General features: G+C 47.7%; 21 protein-coding genes. 8 read left to right on the top strand and 13 right to left on the bottom strand.

The window, feature by feature from the left end; translation table 11 throughout:
* Nucleotides 1-411 precede the first annotated feature (411 nt).
* Entirely contained in the window at nt 412-1,206 is a 795-nt protein-coding gene (locus tag NDA03_RS11500; protein WP_348238072.1) for a glycoside hydrolase family 16 protein, read from the top strand.
* Nucleotides 1,207-1,520: 314 nt separating this feature from the next.
* Nucleotides 1,521-1,964 carry a hypothetical protein gene (locus tag NDA03_RS11495; RefSeq protein WP_190536064.1) on the top strand — a complete coding sequence of 148 codons (444 nt, stop codon included), beginning with the start codon at nt 1,521-1,523 and terminating at the stop codon, nt 1,962-1,964.
* Nucleotides 1,965-1,966: 2 nt separating this feature from the next.
* Here the strand turns inward: NDA03_RS11495 and ispD are convergent, their stop codons facing one another.
* A complete protein-coding gene (ispD, locus tag NDA03_RS11490; protein WP_190435307.1) occupies nt 1,967-2,653 on the bottom strand; it encodes a 2-C-methyl-D-erythritol 4-phosphate cytidylyltransferase in 687 nt (228 codons plus the stop codon).
* Nucleotides 2,654-2,748: 95 nt separating this feature from the next.
* Between ispD and NDA03_RS11485 the strand changes: the two genes are divergently transcribed.
* Together NDA03_RS11485 and NDA03_RS11480 are read left to right on the top strand one after the other, a co-directional pair.
* A complete protein-coding gene (locus NDA03_RS11485) occupies nt 2,749-3,708 on the top strand; it encodes a glycosyltransferase family 9 protein (RefSeq protein ID WP_190410297.1) in 960 nt (319 codons plus the stop codon).
* 91 nt (nt 3,709-3,799) lie between these two features.
* Nucleotides 3,800-4,393 (top strand): HAD family hydrolase, encoded by a 594-nt coding sequence (locus NDA03_RS11480; protein ID WP_190536063.1) that lies wholly within the window; start codon nt 3,800-3,802, stop codon nt 4,391-4,393.
* 21 nt (nt 4,394-4,414) lie between these two features.
* Here NDA03_RS11480 and NDA03_RS11475 read toward each other — a convergent pair whose 3' ends face one another.
* Nucleotides 4,415-5,320 carry an ABC transporter permease subunit gene (locus tag NDA03_RS11475; RefSeq protein ID WP_190536062.1) on the bottom strand — a complete coding sequence of 302 codons (906 nt, stop codon included), beginning with the start codon at nt 5,318-5,320 and terminating at the stop codon, nt 4,415-4,417.
* A 196-nt stretch (nt 5,321-5,516) separates the two neighbouring features.
* On the opposite strand from NDA03_RS11475, the gene NDA03_RS11470 reads away from it, so the two are divergent.
* Both NDA03_RS11470 and NDA03_RS11465 read left to right on the top strand, forming a co-directional pair.
* Nucleotides 5,517-8,057: a PAS domain-containing protein gene (locus tag NDA03_RS11470; RefSeq protein ID WP_190536061.1), complete on the top strand. Its 2,541-nt coding sequence runs from the start codon at nt 5,517-5,519 to the stop codon at nt 8,055-8,057.
* Between the two features lie 397 nt (nt 8,058-8,454).
* Complete coding sequence (locus NDA03_RS11465; protein WP_348238071.1) at nt 8,455-11,124, top strand: EAL domain-containing protein; 2,670 nt, start codon at nt 8,455-8,457, stop codon at nt 11,122-11,124.
* A gap of 102 nt (nt 11,125-11,226) precedes the next feature.
* On the opposite strand, the gene murQ is transcribed toward NDA03_RS11465, so the two are convergent.
* From murQ to yidD, 9 genes are all read right to left on the bottom strand, one after another.
* On the bottom strand, nt 11,227-12,156 hold the full coding sequence (gene murQ, locus NDA03_RS11460; RefSeq protein ID WP_348238070.1) for an N-acetylmuramic acid 6-phosphate etherase: 930 nt from the start codon (nt 12,154-12,156) through the stop codon (nt 11,227-11,229).
* Between the two features lie 84 nt (nt 12,157-12,240).
* Nucleotides 12,241-12,633 (bottom strand): DUF3110 domain-containing protein, encoded by a 393-nt coding sequence (locus NDA03_RS11455; RefSeq protein ID WP_190410303.1) that lies wholly within the window; start codon nt 12,631-12,633, stop codon nt 12,241-12,243.
* A 228-nt stretch (nt 12,634-12,861) separates the two neighbouring features.
* Nucleotides 12,862-13,569 carry a M15 family metallopeptidase gene (locus tag NDA03_RS11450; protein WP_190435319.1) on the bottom strand — a complete coding sequence of 236 codons (708 nt, stop codon included), beginning with the start codon at nt 13,567-13,569 and terminating at the stop codon, nt 12,862-12,864.
* Between the two features lie 344 nt (nt 13,570-13,913).
* Nucleotides 13,914-14,249, bottom strand: a complete 336-nt coding sequence (locus NDA03_RS11445; RefSeq protein ID WP_190410305.1) for a DUF6176 family protein — start codon at nt 14,247-14,249, stop codon at nt 13,914-13,916.
* Between the two features lie 35 nt (nt 14,250-14,284).
* Complete coding sequence (locus NDA03_RS11440) at nt 14,285-14,530, bottom strand: hypothetical protein (protein ID WP_190410306.1); 246 nt, start codon at nt 14,528-14,530, stop codon at nt 14,285-14,287.
* A 360-nt stretch (nt 14,531-14,890) separates the two neighbouring features.
* Entirely contained in the window at nt 14,891-15,403 is a 513-nt protein-coding gene (locus NDA03_RS11435) for a GNAT family N-acetyltransferase (protein WP_348232253.1), read from the bottom strand.
* A gap of 147 nt (nt 15,404-15,550) precedes the next feature.
* Entirely contained in the window at nt 15,551-16,786 is a 1,236-nt protein-coding gene (locus tag NDA03_RS11430; protein WP_348238069.1) for a serine hydrolase domain-containing protein, read from the bottom strand.
* Nucleotides 16,787-16,957: 171 nt separating this feature from the next.
* A complete protein-coding gene (locus tag NDA03_RS11425) occupies nt 16,958-19,081 on the bottom strand; it encodes an ATP-binding protein (protein WP_348238068.1) in 2,124 nt (707 codons plus the stop codon).
* Nucleotides 19,082-19,327, bottom strand: a complete 246-nt coding sequence (gene yidD, locus NDA03_RS11420) for a membrane protein insertion efficiency factor YidD (protein WP_190410310.1) — start codon at nt 19,325-19,327, stop codon at nt 19,082-19,084.
* 57 nt (nt 19,328-19,384) lie between these two features.
* Between yidD and NDA03_RS11415 the strand changes: the two genes are divergently transcribed.
* Nucleotides 19,385-20,092: a diacylglycerol/polyprenol kinase family protein gene (locus NDA03_RS11415; RefSeq protein ID WP_348232256.1), complete on the top strand. Its 708-nt coding sequence runs from the start codon at nt 19,385-19,387 to the stop codon at nt 20,090-20,092.
* Between the two features lie 149 nt (nt 20,093-20,241).
* Entirely contained in the window at nt 20,242-20,934 is a 693-nt protein-coding gene (locus tag NDA03_RS11410) for a hypothetical protein (protein WP_190410312.1), read from the top strand.
* A gap of 61 nt (nt 20,935-20,995) precedes the next feature.
* Here NDA03_RS11410 and NDA03_RS11405 read toward each other — a convergent pair whose 3' ends face one another.
* Both NDA03_RS11405 and NDA03_RS11400 read right to left on the bottom strand, forming a co-directional pair.
* Nucleotides 20,996-21,130 carry a hypothetical protein gene (locus NDA03_RS11405; protein ID WP_277878915.1) on the bottom strand — a complete coding sequence of 45 codons (135 nt, stop codon included), beginning with the start codon at nt 21,128-21,130 and terminating at the stop codon, nt 20,996-20,998.
* Between the two features lie 301 nt (nt 21,131-21,431).
* Complete coding sequence (locus NDA03_RS11400; RefSeq protein ID WP_190437829.1) at nt 21,432-21,584, bottom strand: hypothetical protein; 153 nt, start codon at nt 21,582-21,584, stop codon at nt 21,432-21,434.
* Nucleotides 21,585-21,729: the final 145 nt, after the last annotated feature.

Raw genomic sequence — 21,729 nt, 5'->3', positions numbered from 1 at the left:
CGTCGACACAGCAAAATAGTTCTTCTAGACTAAGCATGGGGTAATTCAGATGGATGAGAAGTTAGCACTTTCACCCTACCTGTTTTGCCCCTTCCTTATCCCGAACTCAGGTTAGCTAGATACTCTAGCTGCTCTCTGGGGCTGCTTCAACCAACAAATTATTGAGCGATTAATCGAAGTATTTCTACTTAATTTGTTTAAATATTACTACATTTCTATCAAGTATTTACGGAAGCTTCCTGAGAGTGAAATCTAGTTACTACTCGTAAACAACAATATATTCCTTGACAGTTAGCATTACCCAGACAAGCAGGCGGTTCCTGATAGTGTCCGGTGCGATCGCAACAAGTCAGAAGAGTAAATAGGCTGATCCCTGCAAGGAACAGCCATGAACAATTCGTTACGATCGAAATGAAAAGAATTCTTGTGTTTTTGTTCCTGTTTGTGCTACCGCTCGTGCCAATATTGAGCCTGAGCCAAACAGGTTCTGCAATCACTGCCACGACCGGAAGCGCTCCGAATATTCCGGGTTGGACTCTTACCTTCGCAGATGAGTTCAACTCAACTTCTCTCGATAAAGCGAATTACGTTCGATACTGGGGTAAACCGAGTACAGCAGGAGCAGTTTCCTGGTGGAATGGAAACTCAACACTGATTGTACAAAACGGACTCTTGCGCCTCAAGATTGCCAAGGAAACCATAACTAAGGATGGAGTCACGTTTCCTTATACCGCAGGCGGGTTTACCCAACTTACGGCTCAAACCTACGGGCGTTGGGTAGTTCGGGCGCGTTTTCAAAAGGGAGAAGGTACCCAAGGTTACATTTCGCTGTGGCGACAGGACTTTAAATGGCCTCCGGAAATCGACTTTGCTGAACTTAGGGGAAACATCCCTAACGAAAATATTTTTACGCAGCACTATTTGCTGGATGGTAAAAAGAAGTCAGAAGTTTCCAAACTGTACGAAACTAACTACACCGACGACTTTCACGAATACACTGTAATTTGGGAACCCGGACGCTTGACATGGCTTGTCGATGGCGTGCAAAAGTTTACCACTACGCAAAAGTTTGATGCTTTTCCAATGGTTCTGGCGGTGGGCAATCTCGTGGGTAGCTGCAACAGCTTTGCGGGATGTCCTCTCACCACCACCCCATTTCCGACTTACTTGGATGTTGACTACATCCGCATCTATAAAAAGGCTTAATAGATGTTTTCTCGTCAATCCAATTCACTTTTTGGGTTCAATAAAAACGCCTGACAACTAAAGTCGCGACTACACAAACGAATACCATTTGGGTTGTGAGGCGATACATTATTGATTCCCCCAACCCCCCAATTTATTGGGGGGTTAAGAAGTCCATCGATTGCAAACAAGAAACAACAACGATCTTAAGCTCTCGTGAAAAACTAATCCAAATCGCGGATGTGTAGGCTGGGGAGCCACCTCCGGGCGCGGGGTGCGTGGCGATTGAGTTGCGCGTTACCCAGCACTAGGGCAGTTTACCCTGCTACTCTCCCTTGAAAGCTCAAGCCTTACGGCACGAACACACCTACGTTTACGCTCTACCCGACCTCCGATTGTGCAAGGGTTTCAGCGGTTTAGACGTGGTTGAAACCGCCGACTTAAAAATGGTACAAGATACGGAGATATTTACTTTGGCTTCCTCCGCAAGACGGAGTGGACTGTTCAGTATCACAAGTTACATTAATTTACAAGACAGGTTAAAAAAAATTTGTGAAGGGGGACGAATGCAAGCTGTGGCTGACAGAGAACAGAAAAAAGTAAAAAATACGATTATTCATTGGCGCAATATTGACTTTCAGACGGTTAAGCAAAGAATTAATCAAATTACTAAGCAGCTGGAAGAAGTTCAAAAGAAATATGAACCCAGCAGTCAATTGAACTCCGATGCTCAAGAAAGCGCTCAGTGCGATCGCGCACCAGAGTCACGCCGTTATTAATATCATCCTGTTGGTAAGCGATCGCGCAGGATAAACTCTGCTACGCTCAAATCCACCGGCGTAGTCACCTTCAGATTCGTCTCTTCTCCCTGGACAATCCGGACTTTCAAATTGCACTTTTCAAATAAAGCCGCATCGTCGGTAACTTCCCAATTTTGGCGTCGGGCTTCCGTATGACACTGTTGCAACAAATCAACTTTAAAACCTTGGGGCGTTTGAGCCGCCCATAGATGCTGTCGATCGGGTGTACTTTCAATGAACCCAGCCGCATCCACGACTTTAATCGTATCTTTCACCGGCACCGCTGCAATTAAGCCGGGACAATTCATCAGTTCCTCAGCACACCGATCCAGTAATTGGGGCGTCGCCAGACACCGAGCGCCATCATGAATTAAGACGTGGTGGGCGGATGGGAGCGCCTGCAAGCCGTTGTAGACCGACTCTTGACGGGTTGACCCACCAACGATCAATTGCACGGGCTTAGTGAGGGAGAGGTCAGCGAGAATCTCCTTGAAGTCAGAAAAGTCATCTGGATGAGCAATTAAACCGATCCAACTGATGTGACGGGAAGCTTCAACCGCCTGGAGAGTCCAGTGAATCAAGGGTTTACCGAGCAACGTCAAAAGGAGTTTATTTCGCTCGCTCCCCATCCGACGCCCCATCCCTGCTGCTGGAATCAATAAATGCACACGCTTCCTCTTTTGCTGACCGCTTTGTTAATCCTTGTTGCGCTAAGTATATCTTCCCCTAAAATGAAGCTGATAAGTAACCTCAATCAACAGTAATGCGAATACTTGCCCTTGTCCCCGGCGGGATTGGCGACCAAATTCTGTTCTTCCCTACCCTGGATGACCTGAAGCGGTATTACCCGGAAGCTCAGATTGATGTCATTGTAGAACCCAGGGCAAAGGGTGCCTACCGGGTTTGCAAGTCGGTTAATGAAATCCTCACCTATGACTTCAAAGACCGTACCGGACCAGCAGACTGGGGAAATTTACTGGGTATAATCCGCGATCGCGAGTATGATATCGCCCTATCTCTGGGGCGCAGGTGGAGTGTAGGGCTGCTGCTGTGGCTGACCGGCATTCCCACTCGAATTAGCTATAACGGGCCAGGAAACTGGTTTCTCACCAACCCAGTTCCGCTAAAAACCGAGCAGTATGCCGCTGATATGTATCACGATTTGCTGCAAGGTTTAGGAATAAATTCTCCTTGTCCACCGCTGGCGGTCAATGTACCTAAACCAGATATTGAGTGGGCAGAAAAAGAACAAAAACAACTGGGTGTTCAGGAAACTGGCTACATTCTGATTCATGGCGGTTCTAGCGCCTTGGCTCAGGCGAAAGGGATTGATAAAATCTATCCGGTCAAGAAATGGCAGCAGATTATTCAAGAAACTCAACAGCGACAGCCTGATTTACCGATTGTCCTCCTCAAAGGGCCTGAGGATAAGGCGTTTGTTAGCGAATTGATGCAGTCCTCGCCTAACTTAAAGGTGACTTCGCCTGGAGATATCGGGAAGTTGGCGGCAATGATTGCTGGTGCCAACTTGATGCTGTGTACGGATAGTGCGCCCATGCACTTAGCCGTCGCCGTTGGGACTTACACGATTGCACTGTTTGGCCCGACAGAAGCGAAAAAATTGCTACCGAGTAGCGATCGCGTTCGCGGTTTGCAATCCCCTAGTCGCTCGATAGCCGACATTCCCCCAGCAGACGTTCTCCAGCAAATCTGGGGCGGTTAAATCCTGAAAAATTAAAAATTAAAAATGCAAAACAAAATTTTTAATTTTTAATTTTCCCGCCCCTCCAAACTATTCTCTGTTGATTCAATTCATGTCTAAAACTGCCAAACCAGCAGTATTTCTTGACCGGGATGGCGTCCTCAATGTCGAAGCCGGTTATATCCATCAAGTTGAGGATTTACACCTGATACCGGGGGTGGCTCAGGCGGTACGGCTGCTCAACGACCGGCAGATGTTTTGCTGTCTCGTCTCCAATCAATCTGGCCCCGCACGAGGCTACTATCCGGCTAGTCATGTGGATGCTCTGCATCTGCGCCTCTGCCACCTCTTGCAAGCTGAAGCAGGGGCGCGTTTAGATGCTTTGTATTACTGCCCTTATCTCAGTCCCCCGGAAGGAGGGACAAATCCAGAATTCAGCCGCTGGAGTAGCTGGCGCAAGCCGAATACGGGAATGCTGGTGGCGGCTGCTTGGGAACACGATCTGGAGCTGGCGCGCAGTTTTATGGTGGGTGACAAAGCCACCGATATCGACATGGCGCACAATGCCGGTTGTACCGGGATTTTAGTGCAGACTGGATTTGGCGATCGCGTTTTGGGTGGCGAGTATCAACACCACACTCGCCCGGATTTCATCGCAGCGGATTTAGTCGCGGCGGTTGAGTGGATTTGCCAGCAGAACGATTAAAAATTATTTTTAATTTTATTTCTAATTTTTAATTGAGTTTGATAGCTTTAAATTCAATATTGATAGCCCTAGGATTGCCAAAAACAACACCAATCCAATTGTGCAAGCATAACTCATCTCTAAATTTTGGAAAGCTTGCTCATAGAGATAATAAACAATCGTTTTAGAACTGTTTCGCGGCCCTCCTTGGGTCATAATATAAACCTCTTCAAATACTTTCGTGGCAGAAATCGCAGAAATCACCGCCACTAGCACTAAATAAGGTTTCATCAATGGGATCGTAATGTCCCAATGCTTAGCAATCCCGTCCGATCCATCAATTGCCGCCGCTTCATAGACATCTGCTGGAATTGATTGCAAGCCAGCTAAATAAATCACCATGTAGTAGCCTAATCCCTTCCAAACCGTCACCACCATGACGCTAAAAAGGGCAAAGCGCGGGCTAGTCAGCCAGGGGACGCCATTTTGGAGAAATGGGATAATTTTTGTGTTTACTAACACCTGATTCAAGAGACCATTTTCTGCATAAAGCCAATTCCAAGCAATCCCAGCCACCACCATTGAAATGACTACAGGTGTGTAATAAGCTGCCCGAAGCCAGCTAATTCCACGTAGTTTTTGGTTAACCAGAATCGCTAGTCCTAGCGATGCCACAACTAAAATCGGCACGACACAAATCAGGTAAAGCAGAGTATTCCACAGCGTCTGCCAAAACACCGTATCGGTCCACAAACGCCGAAAATTCTTAAAACCCACCCATTCTGGCGGTTGCCCGATGAGAGTGTATTCCGTAAAAGAAAGGTAAAACGCTTGTAAGGCAGGCCAGAAAACGGTTAGTCCCAAAAGCAACAAAGCAGGCAGCAAAAACAGATAAGGCGTTAATCTTTGTTTAGCGAAAATTCCATCTTTTGGCATCCAATGCTGCATATTAAAAAACTATTAGCAATTAGTAATTAGAAATCCTTCAATTAGCGATTCGAGTGTAGTCTATTTTACTGTTGTTGGAAACTTCAGGGTAGTTTAATATACACTAACCATCCTGAAAGGAGCAGCAATTCGCTGCCTCGCCGCAGCTGACAAGCTTTCTCCCAGCTTTACATTATTTCTGTAGGAGACGCCGAGAGTGGAGCGGTTAGAACCAGTTGATCTCGTTGATCTCAAGGAAAACATCAGGGGACTGGGAACACCGTTTGAAATGACTTATACGTTGCAGACAGAAGATGCATTACAAGAGTGCCCTGTTTCAACGGGACAATCCCTATCCGGAGTTCGTCCCCTTTCAACCCTGATGAGTAACTTACCAGGCATGGCCTACCGTTGCCGCAACGACCAGAGCTGGACAATGGAAGCGGTCAGCGAGGACTGCTATCAGCTCACTGGTTACTCTCCGTTTGAACTCATTGGCAACCGAGAAATTTGCTATGCCCAACTGATTCATCCCGACGACCGAGAGCAGGTGTGGAACGCCATACAAGCCGCCGTGCAAGAATATAGACCCTTCCAGCTTGTCTACCGCATCATCACAGCGGCGGGAGAAGAGAAATTTGTCTGGGAACAGGGTTGTGGAGTTTTCTCCCAATCGGGAGAACTGCTGGCGCTGGAGGGCTTGATCATGATTTCAATCCCTAATCGGGATTTAGACCCCCGCCCCGCTAACACTCTACACCCCTTTGCGAATACGTCTATTGACGTATCCGAGCGCCAGCGGGCTGAAGAAGAAATTAAACTGTTGCAAATCCTAACCCAGGCAATTAGTGCTGCGCCTGATTTTCATACGGCACTTTCAGTCGCGCTACGTCAAGTGTGTGAAACGACCGGCTGGAATTTTGGTGAAGCTTGGATACCCAGCTCTGACGGCACTGTTTTAGAATGCAGTCCCGCCTGGTACAGCAGCACTTTAGAGTTACAGGTTGAAAGGTTGAAACTGGAAAATTTAAATCAACCAGCTAACTTTCAACAGGCTAACCTGCAATCCAACACTAAGCTGCAATCAGAACTTCCCCTAACCCTAAGTGAGTTTCGGCAACAGAGCGAAATGTTGAAGTTTTCACCGGGAATTGGGCTACCGGGACGAGTTTGGTTATCCAAGCAGCCAGAGTGGATTCCCGATGCTTCGATTGAGCCGCCCCCATTTTTTATCCGGACTCAGTTCGCCAGAAATTGCGGACTCAAAGCTGGATTTGCCGTGCCGATTCTCTCTAAAGATCGGGTAGTGGCAGTTCTCACTTTCTTCCTGTTTGAATCTCGCCAGAAGGACAAGCGACTGGTTGAGCTGGTGTCAGCAGTAGCAGCGCATCTGGGAACCGTGATGCAGCAAAAACAAGCGGAAGCTGCCCTGAGGGAAAGCCAGCGCCGTCTTGCAAGTTTGATTGACTCGTTGCCAGGGATTGTGTTTTCTTGTGGAAATGACCCAGCGTGGTCGATGACTTACATTAGTGAAGGTTGCTTTAAGCTGACTGGGTATCACAGTGAAGAATTGATTGGCGATCGCGCGGTGTCTTATGATTCCATTACTCATCCTGAGGATTTACCCAAGGTTTTAGAGGCGATCGCTACGGGCATCACGCTTCTGAAACCTTATGTTGTGGAATATCGCATTCTTACCAAATCAGGTGTAGAAAAATGGGTTTGGGAAAAAGGCGCGGCGGTTTGTGACAGCGCCGGTAAAGTTCTCGGACTTGAAGGCTTCATCACCGATATTACCGAGCGCAAGCGGACAGAAGAGGCTCTGCAACAAGCAGAAGCAAAGTATCGCAGTATCTTTGAGAATGCAATTGAAGGGATTTTCCAGACAACGCCCGACGGACAGTATATTAGTGCCAATCCCGCTCTGGCACGCATTTATGGATATGAGTCTCCGACAGAACTGATGGCACGTCTGACGGATATTAAGCAGCAACTATACGTTGATCCGAACCGGCGTGCTGAGTTTACGCGCCTGTTGCAAGAACACGATGCCGTTTCAGAGTTTGAGTCCGCGGTTTCCCGCCAAGATGGCAGCATCATTTGGATTTCGGAAAATGCCCGTGCGGTGCGCGATTGTGAAGGTAAGCTGCTTTACTACGAAGGCACGGTGGAAGATATTACCGAGCGCAAACGGGCAAAGGAGCATCTGCGGGAACGGGCGTTTTATGATATCTTGACGGGCTTGCCCAACCGAGCTTTGTTCATGGAGCGCCTCAGTCAAGCGGTGGAGCGAGCCAAACAGTGTCAAGATTTTCAGTTTGCGCTGCTGTTTGTAGATTTGGATGGCTTCAAAAAAGTGAACGACAGTTTGGGGCATCTGGTTGGGGATAAATTATTGGTGGCGTTAGCGGAGCGGCTGCTTCGCTGCGTCGCTCGCCGTCTCGAAACCTGCGTGCGTGCTGAAGACATCGTCGCTCGTTTGGGGGGAGATGAATTTACCCTGCTTTTGGAAGCTATTGACGACCTGAGTCACGCCACCAGCATCGCCGAACGAATCAACCGAGAACTGATACCGCCTTTCTATCTCGACGGACACGAAGTTTTTACTGCCGCAAGTATTGGCATTGTTCTCAGCAGCGGCTACGATCGACCTGAAGACCTCCTGCGCGATGCCGATACAGCCTTGTATCGTGCCAAAGCGCTAGGAAAGGGACGGTATGAGGTGTTTGACCAAACGATGCACTCAAGTGCCCGGTGAAAGGAAATGATTCCCGGTCTTCCTTTCTCCAGCGGAGGGGGGTGGGGGGATAGAGATGGTTCCCAATCAATTTTTATAATTGAGATGCTGCTGTTGCAGTTGAGCGCAATTACAAATTTGGGTATCCATTTAACAAAACCTTTTAGAAAATTTTGGATGGTAGATTTCGGATTGAGGTTGAATTCGCAAGGGAACAAAGGCGATCGCGTACAGCCTTTTGGGCATGAAAACGGGCATGAAAACAGCGAAGCGAGGCGTTAGCCTAGCGCTGAAAGAGTCAGTTCGCGTCTCTACCAAATTGAGAGTTGGAAAAAATTAAACCTAGCAGCATTAAGCAAAATTGTTATAAACGGTCGCATCAAGGCTGTTGCGACTCCTTTGGGAAAACAGCAGATGTATGAACTGGCAATTCCCTGAAAAGTCCAAAATTCAAAGTTTAAAAGTAGAAGAAAAAGAAAAAGAAAAAAAATCCTTTATTGCTAATTTTGCTTTTTTCTTTTTTCCTTCTTTAATCGTTGCAAGTGGTTTGGTGCTAGGGATTTGGCAACCACTGGAACAGCTTGCTTATCGGGGTTTATTCCGCCTCCGGGGAACGATGCCTTGGGATGAGCGGGTGGTGTTGATTGACATTGATGATGCCAGTTTAACGGAACTAGGTCGTTTTCCTTGGCCTCGCAAGCAATACACCCAGTTGCTGAATCAACTATCCGCAGCAGAGCCAAGTGTGGTGGTATTGGACGTGCTGATGCCCGAAAGTAGCCCGGAAGATGCACAGATGGCGGCGGTGATGGAAAAAGTGGGTCAGGTGGTGTTGGCGCAGGGGTGGGATCTCAGAAAGACCCCTTTGCCTCCAACTCCAGAATTGAGTAAAAGCGCGATCGCAATCGGACATATTGCCAACCACAAGGATAGCGATGGTTTAACTCGCCAAGTTGTACCGCAACTTGAAGGCGTGCCTCTTTTAAGCATCGCGGCTTCCCAGGTTTATTCACTGGTGAAAGAGCCGGTAAAACTCCCACCGATGAATCAACCGCTGCTCGTGAACTGGCCCGGTGAGGTGCTTCAGGCACCGCACTATTCCTTTGTTTCAGTCCTTCAGGGGAAAGTGCCTGCCTCGGCATTCAAGGGAAAAATTGTGATGGTGGGCGTCACAGCCGCCGCTCTCGATCCTCTAAACACTCCGTTTGAAGGTCATCCACCCGCGAGTGGAATTCACCTGCACGCTACCGTTCTGAATAATCTCTTGCAACAAAACTTTCTGAAAACCCCAGACCCCAAGTGGCTGCTAGTTTTCCTGTTGTTGGGCGGGCCAATGCTTGGCTTCACTCTCAACCGCTATCGGGCGAGACACCAGCTGATTGCAGTCGTTAGTCTTTGTAGCGGCTGGGTCATTGTCAGTGTAGTGCTTTTGCGGGTGGGTTACTTGATGCCGGTCGTGTCACCCGTGGGATTATTTTGTTTAACGGCAGCGAGCTTGAGCATCCAAGAGCGTCTGCGAATGAAAGCGCAGCTTCAACACATTGAGCAACAGCAGCAACAACGGCAACTTTATGACTCGCTGACGGGTTTGCCCAATCGAACCTTATTTATGGAGCGGTTGGAGGTTGCCCTAGAACGTACCTATCAGTTTGAAAATTATCTATTTGCGGTGCTGTTTGTGGATCTCGACCGATTTAAGGTGATTAACGACAGCTTGGGGCATACGGTCGGAGATAAACTACTCGTCGCGATCGCGCATCGGCTTTGTACCCTGATGCGCCCCAGAGATACGCTGGCACGTCTTGGCGGAGACGAGTTCACGATCCTGCTTGAGGAGATTCAGCAACTGGGTGACGCGACCCGCGTTGCCGAGTCAATCCACGAAGCCCTCGCATCCCCTTTTTACCTGGATGGACATGAAGTATTCGCCGCCGCCAGTATTGGCATTGCCCTGAGCCGGAGAGCCGGAGAGCCGGAGAATTGGAGAGTGGGACAGGATGGTAAGACAATTCCCTTCCTCACGCCTTCAACCCTTCCTTCACCCAACACTCAAAAGGGGCAAGAACCCGGACTTAACCCGGAGTGGGACTTGCTGCGCGATGCCGACATTGCCCTATCTCAGGCAAAAATAATGGGGAAAGGGCGTTATGCAGTGTTCCACACGACTTTACATGCACGCGCGATCGCACTTTTACAATTAGAAACCGACCTGCGTCTGGCAATTGGGGCTTTATCTAAGGAAGGTTTAGAGTTCTCCGTTTTGAGTTCTCCTTTACAAGATGAAAATTCAAAACTCAAAACTCCAAACTTAAAACTTTTACCTAACTCTGAGTTTCGGGTTTACTACCAGCCTATCGTCTCCCTCTCAACCGGCAAAATTACTGCCTTTGAGGCACTCGTGCGCTGGCAGCACCCTAAGAGAGGGTTAGTTTCTCCGCTTGAGTTTATTCCCGTTGCAGAAGAAACCGGACTGATGGCGCAACTGGATTGGTGGGTATTGCGCGAAGCCTGCTGCCAGATGCGTGCTTGGCAAGAAAGATTCGTTCAGAATAGTGAACCCTCAACATCCAACTATGAACAATTAACAATTGGCGTAAATCTTTCTGCGATGCAGTTTGCCCAATCTGACATGGTTCAGCAGATCGATCGAATTGTTCGGGAGACTGGTTTGGAAACTCGCAGTTTAAAGCTAGAGATTACTGAAACTTGCTTGCTAGAAGATGCCGATGCCGTAACCGCTATGCTTGAGCAGCTCAGAGCCTTGGGAGTGAAAGTGGGAATTGACGACTTTGGCACCGGCTATTCTTCCTTGGGGCGTCTGCATTGCTTACCAATTGATACTTTGAAAATTGACCGCTCCTTTATTAGCGGCATGGGAGATGAGGAAAATCGCTGGGAAATTGTCCAGACAATTATGACGCTGGCTCACAATCTGGGGATGGATGTGGTTGCCGAAGGTATCGAAACCGCAGAGCAGATGCTTCAGCTCAAGCGGCTGCAATGTGAATATGGACAGGGATACTTTTTTTCTAAGCCAGTAGATGCAGCGGCAGCGGAGGCGTTGTTGGCAGCACAGCCCCAGTGGTGATAAAAATCAAAAATTGCCTCAAATTGGTGAGGCAATATCAGCCGTTGAAACTCGGAAAAATTTGAGAGTTGAAATAGAATTCCAACATCTCAAATCTCAAATTTAGGGAGAGCCGCTTGGGTGGTTGTAGCTGGAAACAGCGGCTCTGAGATTACCTTTGTGTTCTGCAAGGAGGCGATCGCCTTCTTGCTTCTCCAAACCCGTCCAATGCATCAACAACGCTAACTTGACAGAACGCCCACTTTGCTCCAGCAAATATCCAGCGTCTTCTCGATTTAAATCCGTGAGGTCTTGCAGCATTCGCAGGGCGCGATCGTGCAATTTTTTATTAGTAACGGCGACATCTACCATGCGATTGCCGTAGACTTTGCCCAGCTTCACCATCACGCCGGTGGAGAGGATATTTAAAGCCATTTTAGTGACGGTTCCGGATTTCAGTCGCGTCGAGCCTGCCACTACTTCTGGCCCTACAATTAGGCGAATATCTAAATCTGCATCGATGGTGACTTGTTCGGCTGGGACACAGGCAATCAAAATCGTGGTTGCACCCCGCTGACGTGCCGCTTGGATTGCACCGTGGACAAAAGGTGTTGTTCCCCCGGCGGTGATGCCGACAACGACATCGAGATGGGTAATCTGCCGAGTCGCGATCGCAGATGCCCCGTCTTCATCTTTGTCTTCTAAATCTTCTGAGCTGCGGATTAACGCCCCCGCACCCCCGGCGATAATCCCTTGTACCAGTTCTGGCGGCGTACAAAAGGTGGGCGGACACTCGGCTGCATCCAACACGCCCAAACGCCCGCTCGTGCCAGCTCCCACATAAAACAGGCGTCCCCCATGACGTAACGCCTCAGCCGTCTTATCGATTGCTTCAGCGAGCTGAGTTCTGGCGATTGCGATCGCTGCTAGCGTCTGAGCATCTTCCTGATTGAACAAATCTACCAATTCCAGAGAACTCATCTGGTCGAGATTCTGGCTATTGGGATTAACCTGTTCTGTTAAAAGATGTCCCCGCTCCTCCAGATTCTTCATCCTCGATCCTTCATTTTTTTTATCGTTCATCCTGCCAAGAAAGCGCCGCTATGGGTTACGCGATCGCTAACATCCTCGATCCTTTCATAACAGTCCTTCTAATTGACGGCGAATTCTGTCTAGATCGGAAACTTCCGCTTGCGGAGCATCTGGTTTCCAGTCTGTTTCCTCCAGATTCGTTTCTGGCGGAACCAGAAAAAGACGTTCCGCATCTCCTTCGGGAACAAATCCCTCCGGAATTAGCTTGCACTCATAACCTGCACCCTCGCAAAATGCCTCGACTTCCTCTGCATCGATGGCTTCAACACTGGGACTGAGAAAATCTTGGGCTTCTAGCAGCATCGCATAGCGAGTCGCATCGTCTTCTGATTCAAACATGAGTATCCAGTTGCGATCGCCAATCTGAATCGAGTGAATCCCCTCGTTGTCAGTCCGAGGATTAAATATTAAAACGAATACGCGCCTAGATGTAGTCATCGTTTTTTATCCATTCTTAACTTAGGATATCTAACTGGCTTCCCTGATATCACGTCTAGTTGCTCTTCCTTTGCTAGCTAGCGATGCGGAGCAATAAAGACAGAGGGAAAGAGAAATTCAAGAGAGAAGATTCAAATGAAATTGCGAGGAAATCAGCAAAAAAGCTAAATTACCCCCAACCAATAGATGTTAAGACATTTCAGATCGCCATAGATATCCTTTCCTAGCTCAAGCAACTCTACCGTAACGGGCAGTCACAGGATGATGGGGATTTTCTTGATTGCATAACCACGCCCACATCTGATCGCCCAAGCAGAAATGCCACCACTCGTTGGGATGACGGCGAAACCCAGCTTGGAGCATGACATCATTTAATAGCTGCCGATGAGAATGATACTGCTGTTCTACTGGCTGGATGCTATTGGCATAATAATCAGGATGCGATCGCGCTGATATTTCATCAATTTCTCCCCCCATATCTATCGTCTTGCCAGTATTGTCTACTAAGGTGATATCCACCGCAGCCCCCGTACTGTGAGGCGGTGGCATTGCTGGATCGAGGTTGGGGGGTGCCCAAAATTGATAAACTATCTCCCAAATTGCTTGACGCTGAGCTTCTGTTAACTCAATCAAGTTTAAACCTTGAGCCTGAACCACTTCAGCAAAGGTGTAATCTACCATGAATTGCTGGACTTCCACGGGTCGAAAGGCATCAAAGAGATCGATCCGCCAATCTGGATTCGTGACAGCTAACTGGTGTTGGGCGGCAATTAGGGATTCGAGGACACCCTGACGGAGATAATAAGGTGAGCGATCGCCATAAGTCGCACCCAATTTTTCATAAGGATGGGGAGAGACAACCGCAAATTGTTCCAAAGGAATGGCAGTGAGCGGTTCACCACACTCTACAATGACAATCTGCTGATAAGGTTTCATATTCCGTTCTTTCAGACTGACCCTATTTTGCCGTCTGGCGTGAAATATTCAAAATATGCAGTATTTTTATCAGTAGTTTTAGACAAGTTTAATCGACGCTTCAAAATAACGAGATAAAAAGATTTAAAAGCTAAATATCTATATCAAACTTAGAAAATAATTATTAATAAAAAATTAACAGTGCTAGAATCCACAATAACAATCTTAATTCATCCCTTAAAATCTTCTTTCTTTTCTTTCTTCGCGCCCTAAGCGCTAACGCGCAGGCTACGCCAACGCGACTTCGCGGTTCATCAAAAAATTGCTGTATCTAGCGTAATCTTGATAGTTGATTTCCGCAATACCTAAACTTCTGTCATCCCCTCTAAGTCGATGACTAATTCTAGGGGCTGGATGTCTCCCCATGTTTCGCTAATGAATTTCTGAGTAGCCAAGGCGAGTGGAGAGCTAGATTGATGGAATGTTTCGCTAGCTTTGCTTAAATCTTTTGCCTTTTGATACAAAATTAAATAGTCTCCATCTTGGCTGCGTTCGAGAAAGATGGATTCTATAATGACTCCTTCGTTCCTGAGCAATTCCCGCACTTCATCCAATTGATTGTTCAAGTTCTTGAGCCAACCAATTACAGGGAGGGTCAATCCTGGCTTAATCCGAATTTTTAAGCATTGGGTGTCCGCCATTAACTTGCCCTTTATGGATGGATAAAATTGAAAAATTACCGAATTGCGTATTGCGTGTTAGGTTGCTTATTCGTTTTACAGAAAGTTTGCTGTAAACCTCTTAATTCCCGCGATTCTTGCTTCACCTGACCAGACATTGCAGCTGTCTGTAAAGCCATGAAAGCGTTGAAGTCTTCCAGACCATACTTAGTTCTTAAAAGCTGTCGCAGTTGATTTTCTGCTGCAATGGTTAAATAACCTGTTGTCAGAGCCTGTTGTACAAGGTCGCGGATCAGAGACATATTCACCCCTCAAAAATTTTTATATTAACAATATGACCCGGAAAACTAAGTAGCTATCAGTTCGCGCCAGCCAGAAAAATTCAGTGTTTTCAAGCGTTCTTTTAATAAACTTGGGCGATCGCAGCTTTATGTATTTCTGGTTTTGCGAATGCTAATAGCAATGAATTATTAGCCGTTAGCGATTCAGAAATGGCTGGCTGTTCAACCGGCTTTTAGATGGGTCATCCTGTTAATCTGCCACACTAGGTAGGAAACTTTTACTCCCCGAAGGGCTATAGAAGTTTCCTACCTAGTGTAAAAGAAGAGGTTCTAGTAAACCTCATCCTATGGACTCACCCGATCGGGTGATTTTCTCAATCGCTAGCATGGTTCGTGCGTTTTGGTCAGCGGTAGCACGTAACGCCAATACCGAAGACCAAACATAGGTGGGAGTTCGATGTCCTGCTGAAATCCCATTTGCTCATACATTTTTCTGGCAACCGTCATCAACTCGCTCGTATGCACTCCAATTTCGCAGGCACCGTCTGCTTTTGCACGCTGAATACACTCCTGGGTGAGCAGTCGTCCGGCTCCCTTTCCGCGATGGGAAGGGGATACTGCCAGCAAGCGAATGGATGCCCACTGGGGCGGAAACAGCCTGCCGTCTGATTTACCAGGAGCAAAGTACGCCACTGTCCCGACGAGGTGACAATCCTCCTGTGCCACGATTAACTGGGCTACCTCGGCTCTCTTTGCGACTTGGGACAAATTCCCCTGAATCACCTCCCAGCCACCGGGCGCTAGGGCGCGTGCGTACTCCTGGTAGGCTGCAACCGAGATTTGCTCGATTTGGGTGAAATCCTGTGACAGGGCGTTCCGAATCGCGATCGCCATATTTTATGTTTGCCTGTCTGATTTGAACTCTACGAAGTTTTCTTGGTTTCACTGATTCGGCGCTGGCGCGGAGCTAAGAACCCAGCACTGAGTATCATCAATCCTGCTAGGATGCTGGGTTTAGGTACGAAAGTGCGATCGCCTTGCTTACGGTTTCCCCAGCACTAACTCTAAAGTGGCATTGCGGATAGAGGTAAAGTACTGTCCGACTTCTTGGTTTGACAAAGACACTATCGTAAGCCCTCGATTAGGCAAGTACCACAGCGCAGCAGCAGTCCCGATGCCACTCCCGCTGATTCGCCATGCTTTTCCCCAAGGGGTATCGTTAGACCAAATCCCCAACCCATATCCGAAACCGCTTCCCAAGTCGATAAAGGTAAGCATTTCCTTGAGGGTGCGAGGCTTCAACAATTTACCCCGGAAAAGTTTATCGCCAAAGCGAATCAGGTCTTGCGTATTGGAAACCATTGTGCCAGCAGCCCATGCTACTGACATATTTACAGATGTCAGATCCTCATCAATTCCATCCTGAGGATAGATATCCCAATATGCATGAACAATTCCCCCCGGAACGCTATCGGTTCTAGCAGTAAAAAAGGTATTTTTCAGCCCTAAGGGTTTAATAATTCGATTTTCTATTTGGCTAGCTAGCCTGGAATTTGTCGCCTTTTCAACGATCATCCCTAGCAAGATAAAACCAGTGTTGGGATAGACCCACTTCCCAATCGTTGGTTGTCGTCCGTAAATGTAGGAAACAAGCTCCTCTGGCTTCCAGTCTCTGTATGGATTCTGAAGGATCTCCTGCCAAATCGCGCTGTCGTCGGCTAAGTAATCGTAGATGCCGCTGGTGCCGTTCAAGAGTTGGCGAATTGTAATTTTGTTACTGTTCGGAATATTTTTGGCAATTGAAGGAAGCCATTTGTCTAAAGTATCGTCTAATTTGAGCTTTCCTTCATCCACCAGTTGCAGCACAACGGTTGCCGTAAATGTCTTCGTGGCGCTCCCGATGCGGAATTGATCCTGTGGAGCCACAGAGGTTCCCGTTGCCAGGTCAGCTACACCACTAGACCCAAACCATTGTCCCTCGTCGCGGCTGGCGATCGCTAAAGTTGCACCAGCTACTCCTCCTTTACCTGGAACTCCCGCTGCCAAGCGGGTTTTGTCCAGTGTTGCTTGGAGTTGGCGAGCGAGTTTGTCAGATACAGTGTTTGTCGGTGAGTTGCTGTGTTTTTGAGCCGTTAGCAATGAGATAAGATTCGAGCTGCCTGCCGTTGGTGCTGCCGTGCTTGACACGGCTTTACTAGCAATCGCGGTGCTGCCTGAGATACCAAGAACCACGGTTGCGGCAACAGCGACTGATGCAGCTATTTGAGGAAAATACATATTCGCCATTCCTTGTCAAGTACAATTTTTGCTTGGGTTAGTTTTAGTTTGGCGAAAGAAAGCTATACAATTCCAGAGCGAAACTCGATCGAAAAGCGATCAATTTTTAATGGCTAATAGTCACTCTTGTATTAGCCATTGGCTTGTCTTCAAAAAGCGACACGCTTGATATTAGTTTTCCAGTCGGTCGATTTCTTGATGCCACAAAATCTCTGTGACTCGCACAATTCCTGCTTTCAAATGACGGCGAAAGGTGCCGATAGATATATCTAATATTTCTGCGGCTCGTTCCTGGGATGGAGCGGGATGCAGGTAGGCGCGATCCAAAGCGCGATAAAATTTGGCTTCGCGGGGCGATCGCTGTAACGATTCAACCGCTTCTTGCAACAGCGCTTGTAAGGCGGCAATTCGTTCGGCTGCACGAGTATTGGTGCCTGCACGTTCGATAACCAGATGCGATCGCGCTAAAGGATTATGTAATAGTGCCTCCGGTCGCACGAAATCCCGCAAAGCTTGATGCACCGCAGAGGCAAATTCAGATTGGCTTAAAGGGGAATTGGGAAGTGGTAATGAGGAATGGGGGATTGGTATTCCCTTCCCTTGCCTGATCTCCCCCTCTCCTGGTGGAGCGATCGCGATCGCCCAAGCTGGCAGTTCCAACAAATCATTGAATACGGGAGAAACTCGATAATTGTGCGCGGATACACCATAACGCCGTCCACCCACTTCAAAAGATGTTTCTGGCAGCAACGGCATATTGGCTGCCGTACAAAACAATTCCCAGAAATCCGGTTGAGCGATCGCTGTAAAAATAAAAGCTAAGCCGGGAGTCGTGACGCAGTGCCGAAAAATTTTGATAAAGATGAGGCTTTGAATTTGGGAAACAGCTTGATAAGTATCAGCAGCCATCCAAAAGCGGCAGAACGTAGCCTTCTCACCAAGTTGTAATGCTCCCTGCTGCTGGATATAATTCCACACCGCCTGAGTAGCGGGGTCAACTTGTAAATCTTCTAAACTAGCTTCATCCAAAGTCAGCATCATCATAAAGCCTAGAGGAGTTCCCTCCTCCGACTGGCGAAACACCAACACTCCTTGAGGCTGTCGCGCCAACCAATGTGCCAAAAGCTGGGCAGAAGCTTCCCCCTCATGAGTCGTCACCATCTCCATCAGCACCGAGCGATCGCTCTCGCGCAGCGTGTCGGTCAGCAAGTTGTTGTCTTGCCATATAAAAAATTGTCGTACTTGCGGACTTTTGAAAACATAATCAAATAGGGCGCGTTCTAGTTCCGAACCCTGAGTTTGCAGGATACGTTTGCAGTAATAACCACGGGCACGACCGAACAGTTCGGCATAGCGTTCGGGATTTCGCCAGCGCAAGTCAGCGGAAATTGCTTCCCGTGCTAAGTCGTGGGGAAAGATACCTTGTAATCTCGATTCTATAAACGAAAGTCCTCGCAGCCAGTTGAACAACTCGTAAGCATCGGGAATCGCGAGAGTTTCACACAGCAGTGCTTCGGTAGTTAAACGCACTAAAGCACAAACTTCTAATGCTGCCCGATGCAACGGGCTGGGGACTTCTTGCACAAATTGTTCTAATAAAGTTTTCACCACATCCGGCGCAGCTTCTGGTCGAAAATCAATATTGCCGTGCTGGGCAAAAACATCCGCAACTAGGGACATTGCCAGAGGATGACCGCGAGTAAAGTTCAAAACAGAGGAATGCTGTTCGACAGGAATCTGACGTTTTGTCAGATACGTCCGACTTTCTTCTGGATTCAGGTTATCTAAGGATATTAAACGCATCAACGCCTGCCACCCCGGATCGGCACGCCAAGCAGATGACGGGGGTTGACGACCCGCGAGAACGACGAGGGCATTTTCCGGCAACTGGGGTAAGAAAAATTCCCGCAGCCAGTCTTCTAGTGGCGTTAAGGTTTCGTAGGTATCGATCAGAAGGACACAGTGACCGGGTTCGGAAGCAAACCACTCCCAAAGCTGGTTTTGATGCTCCAGACCGATAACCATCTGGAGGGCGCTGAAAAAAGAGTCGGGTGAAGGTTCGACATTACGGGTATCTAGGTAGACGACTGGCGTTTTCGCTTGTTCGCAGATGTAGGCAAACTCGCGCAGCAAAGTCGTCTTGCCAACACCACCCGAACCATAGATATAGAGGAGATGCCAAGGTAATTGCGCCTCGTCCAGCGCTGACTGAAATAGAGTTTGTTCGCGATCGCGTCCTACAAACCGACTACGACGCAACTCCTCTAGACGATCTGATACCCGCGATGACTTCATTTACTCTTTTGTTTGTTTAACCGCCCCAGAAGCGGCGGGTGGCACCGGATCGTAACCGCCAGGATGGAAGGGATGGCAGCGCAAGATGCGCCGAATCGCCATCCAGCCGCCGCGCCAAGGGCCAAATCTCTCTACCGCCTCTAAAGCATATTTGGAACAAGTCGGCTGAAACCGACACGCTGGGGGAAAAAGGGGAGAAATTAGCACTCGGTATCCCCGAATTAGCCAAATTAGTAATATTTTCATTACTGTGCCCTGGATCTAATAGATTGGTAAGGAGAGCTTTTTTTTATAATTCAATCTTTGCGTAAATCCGTGTTGTGGTTAGAATCAATTCCGGATCTATGGCTCCACATTGGGTTAGTTGGGGCTTGCCTGGGCATTCTTGTGTTACTGGCAGAAGGGCTGCATCGCTACACTTCTACCGAACCGGAAAAGGTGCGGAAGGTGGTTCACATTGGCACGGGCAATGTGATTTTGCTTGCCTGGTGGCTGAACCTTCCCGCTTGGGTGGGGATTACGGCTTCAATTTTCGCGAGTGCAGTGGCTCTTTTGTCATACAAATTTCCGATCCTCCCAGGCATTAACAGCGTTGGGCGCAAGAGCTGGGGGACATTTTGCTATGCCCTCAGTATTGGCATTTTAATCGGTTGGTTCTGGCCTCTAAACCAACCCCAATATGCAGCACTGGGAATTTTGGTGATGACTTGGGGGGATGGCTTAGCTGCTCTCATTGGTCAACGATTTGGTAAGCATCGCTATGAATTTTGGGACATCCGTAAAAGTTGGGAAGGCTCGCTGACGATGTTCCTGGTTAGCTATGGGGTTAGTAGCTTAATTTTCCTAGGAGTCCAGGGCAATATCTGGCAAACGTGGGTAGTGCCGATTTTCGTTGCTTTCTTCGCGACTGTCTTAGAAGCGTTCTCCTGGTTCGGCATCGACAATCTGACGGTTCCTGTAGGCAGTGCCGCGATCGCTTTTTTCTTGACTCAGCTGCTTTTACTCACTTAACACCTTTGATAACTAGCAAACAGTTAGTTTGGTTGCAATATCCGTAGAATCCCAGATTACAAATTTTCTGCTTCCATTAAGATAGTTGAAGAAGCCTACCTAGGGACAGATTCCCGCTTTATTCAATTTATCTCCAAAGATGGATGTCAATGACTTTTTTTAATCCTGCCGAACCGCTTGTCCGTAGCAAACAGGAAGCCCTTGATTTTCAGGATCGTCAGGGGCTTTTACGTATTCACTTGCAAGTTGGAAATAAAACGCTGATTTCGAGCTTTTATTCTCGAATCGATCAGGCGTTTATTGTTTGGGGTTGGATTACCGCTGCAATTTTTATCAATGCTCAGTTTTTACCTGTTAGCTGGTACGTGCAAGCGATGTTTTGGTCAGCACTTACCTTAGTCGGTACGGTGGGGATGGTGGTGTTGACTCACTTTTGGGTGAAAGTAGAACGCCTGCGCTGGCTGCTTTATAGCTGGGTTGCACTGATGTTATTCGGGATGGTGCTAACTGACTTGGGTATTTTTCTGGGTTGGGGGTTGGTGCTGATGAACCTGTGTCAGTTTTGGCTGGGTCTAAGTACCATTGGCTACTTTTTTACGGGGATGGGAATGCGATCGCGTACTTTCCTGATTAACGGGTTCGTTCATCTATTGGGCATTGGGATCTTGCCTTATGTCGGAGGCTGGCAATTTCTCACCACGGGTCTTGTAATGGCGGGGACTTTACTGCTATTGGCAGGAGTGCAGTGGGATATGCGATCGCCCATTGATTATGACGTATTAACCCCCGAACAAAAGCAGTTTAATCAGGAACAACATCAGCTACGTCAAATGAGTATTTAGAACTTTAAATAAGCTCTAACTTTTGTATTAAATTCCATACAATTTTATAGAACGCTTGTCACTATAGAACTATGCAATATTCGGTGCGTGAATTTTCCTCATCCACCGAATATTGCCCGACCATAGCAGGCGTTTTGCTGTTTGTCCTGCGAATTGCCCCACTTAGGAGAACGGCGTCTAGGCGGCGAGTGGTCATTCATTGCCCATTCTCAGGATATGGGCTAACCAAGCCAGTTGAGCGCCAGTTGAGCGTTAAGTAGTGGTACAGGGTTTTTGTCGTTTCCCCTGCTTTGCAGCCACCAAAGGGATGTTAAACCATCCAACAGAGCAGTCTGAGGTGACTGACACATTAAAAGACGTTCTGGCGGGACTTTTTAGCCATATCAGAAGAATAATTTTTAAAATCATTTCATAAAATTTGGTGGAGAAAGAGCCTCTTTCTCCACCAAATTTCTTATTTTTGACTCCAACGATATAGAAAAAAGCATTTAGGCTGGCTACCAATCTTCTCCGCGATGTTCTCTGAACGGTTCTCCTGTAAAGGGCTGCACGCCAGTTACCGGATATGCATCGTCACTCAGTCCAAAGATGCGAGCGATCGCGCCAGAAAAATATTGGATGATATTGTCAAACGTTCGGGTAAGACTCATATCTTTACTCTCCAGATTCCTTTGGGGATTCGATGAAATGTATATTAGCCTTTGATACTTTTATTATGAATACGGCTGGATAGTTTGAGGTAATTTGCAATACTTGTTTGATTAGGTTTGCAATACTTTGCTTAGACTTAAGTCG

This window comes from Trichocoleus sp. Lan, from assembly GCF_039961855.1.
Classification (GTDB): Bacteria; Cyanobacteriota; Cyanobacteriia; order Cyanobacteriales; family FACHB-T130; genus FACHB-T130.
This window is presented reverse-complemented; position numbering and strand designations above follow the sequence as displayed.